Annotated in this window: 3 protein-coding genes; all 3 read right to left on the bottom strand. The window is 45.7% G+C overall.

Annotated elements, in window-relative coordinates; all coding sequences use genetic code 11:
- Window positions 1-607: 607 nt before the first annotated feature.
- Genes tatC through tatA form a run of 3 tightly spaced genes read right to left on the bottom strand, consistent with a single transcriptional unit; the run spans window position 608 to window position 1897 of the window.
- A complete protein-coding gene (gene tatC / locus HMPREF1261_RS12100; protein WP_023031163.1) occupies window positions 608-1423 on the bottom strand; it encodes a twin-arginine translocase subunit TatC in 816 nt (271 codons plus the stop codon).
- A 38-nt stretch (window positions 1424-1461) separates the two neighbouring features.
- On the bottom strand, window positions 1462-1728 hold the full coding sequence (locus HMPREF1261_RS12095) for a hypothetical protein (protein WP_023031162.1): 267 nt from the start codon (window positions 1726-1728) through the stop codon (window positions 1462-1464).
- On the bottom strand, window positions 1721-1897 hold the full coding sequence (gene tatA, locus HMPREF1261_RS13135) for a twin-arginine translocase TatA/TatE family subunit (RefSeq protein WP_084538565.1): 177 nt from the start codon (window positions 1895-1897) through the stop codon (window positions 1721-1723). Before tatA ends, HMPREF1261_RS12095 begins: the two co-directional genes overlap by 8 nt.
- Window positions 1898-2304: the final 407 nt, after the last annotated feature.

Here is a 2304-nt window from a genome sequence, read left to right as displayed (position 1 = left end):
GGGGGGGGGGGGCATGACTCTCCCCTCCGCCCCTGCCCGCACTACTGACTAGATAAAAGAATAGCCCGGATACTACCGTCTCGAGAAAATTTGGACGAATAGTCGCAACCGATGGGCCTGCAGAGGGCAATACTAGCCACTGCTATTCGGGCTTATAGAATCGATGCTTTCTTCGCTCTTGTAGGCAGCCAGCGCTAAAAGCAAGTGCTTATTTTTGGAAAAGAGATGATGCACGCCACTCGAATATACCTCGGCATAATAACGTCAGCACTAACATGTGTTTTCGCGTTTTCTGCCAACTGCCTTGAGTAGATGAGGACGAGCCGTGTGCCACGAAACCCCATTTTGGCATCACAGCCTGGCAGGCGGCTTATTCGGGTTTGGTGCAGTTGGATGGGACACCGCTGCTCTCTTTATGACAGAGCCACCAAAATGGCGGTTCTGTCACAGCCTCCCACTGTGTAATCTAGTCTTGATTCTGGGAGATGTAATGCAATTTGTGCTTGGTTTTGCCTGTGCAGTAGCGGCAGTATGGAAGCCAGAACTCTAGTTAGATTGGGTATCGGATGTAAGTATCAAATGCTGTGACAACGCTCTAACCTACGGCTTATAAAGCCCTAGCCTTTTTCTTATCATTTAATCTACAAAATAAAAATGATACTTCAAGAAGTAATATTAGACAGAATGTAAGTACGAGCATACTTATAACTTCTTGACCTGGAGAAAAAACGGCACCGATAATTGCGGTACCTACCCACACCAATCTCCTTTTCCCCTTAATGGCACTATATTTAAGTATTCCAAAATAGTTTAAAACTCCAACCATTAAAGGGATCTCGAAAGATGCGCCAAACAGAAGAATGAAATTCCGGACTATATTATAGTAGTCAGAACCATTTATGGCTGCTATTTGAAAATCTCGACCAACGCCAAGTAGGAAATCCAGCCCCTGTTCTAAAACAAAATAGGCCGTAAGCGCCCCCGCGATAAACAATAACGATGATATTGCGGCTATTGTAAGCGCAAAAACTTTTTCTGTTTTATACAATCCTGGGGCTATGAAGGCCCATAGTTGAGATAGCCATAATGGCGAGGAGATAACAATTCCAGCTAGAAGCCCTATCTTGAACCTTAGCATAAACATGTCGAACGGCTTTGTTGCCAACAGTTTACACTCGCCATTTGTAGAAAAGTCTGCCCTTAACTCTGAAGGCAGGGAGCAATAAGGGCCTCTTAAGATTTCCCCTAGAGGTGGAACATGGAAAAAGTTGTTTCCGTACCACCAATAACCAACTATTGATCCTAAAATCACAAATACAAGCGAAAGTATAATTCTTCTACGAAGCTCCGTAAGGTGGCCGACAAGCGTCATCTCTCCCTTATCGGCCTTATTGGTTGTCCCTTTCCGGTTTTTCGCTCGCATAAAACTTATTCGAAGCCTTGATTCTCAGGATCTGAGATTTATTTTTCCCAGTAGTTGAAATACCACTTATCGCCATGCTTGTGGCAGGTAAGGGAGACACCATAGCCCAGGAAACTATACCCGCTTCTTCCGGTCATACATTTCCAGAAGCCATCAATGTCCTTAGAGCGGTACTCTTTCCCCTTTGCGTAGTACGTAATAGATTCACCGGACTTTTGAGCTTCCGGAGTCGCTGCTCCAGCAACGGGGGCCGTGATTACCATCGCAGCAGCAGCAATGGCGGACACAAGTGCTTTCTTAGTCATTTTTCAACTCTCCTTTTTCTTCATCAGATGAAAGTTCACGAACTTCAGATCTAAGAACTCGGGCAGACTTTCCAACAGATCGCGCTAGTTCCGGGAGTTTGTTTGCACCGAAAAGGAGCATAATAATAAATAGTATTATTAATATCTCTGGGGCACCCAAGTTTGGCATATCCTACCGTCCGTTCTCAATGTACGAGGCTTTTCACTACTCACAAGCCTTGATCATACACATGCAGAGGGCCACTGTATAGCGGAAAACACTGCACACTTACAGATTTTATTCTATTTGTTTCCCGCCTGAACTACTCCCACTAGTGGGTAACTGGTTTCCAGTATGACCGATGGGGGAACAATTCACTCCGACACTCCTCTTCGCGCACGGCCAATGCATGCATGCTCACAGGTCCTGTTTTCAACGAAAGGTCATTCCGAGTCGCCAGGAGCACCCAAAAGTTCAGAGCCTACCGTCTCTGACAAGATTCCTTCCGCTCTAAAGTCTAAGCACTCCACTGCTCCTGTAGTTATCTTGAAATCTTCTGTGCAGGAAACTTCAGGAAACTTTCCGCCAGCCCCCCC

Source organism: Corynebacterium sp. KPL1818, assembly GCF_000478135.1.
GTDB classification, from domain to species: domain Bacteria; phylum Actinomycetota; class Actinomycetes; order Mycobacteriales; family Mycobacteriaceae; genus Corynebacterium; species Corynebacterium accolens.
This window is presented reverse-complemented; position numbering and strand designations above follow the sequence as displayed.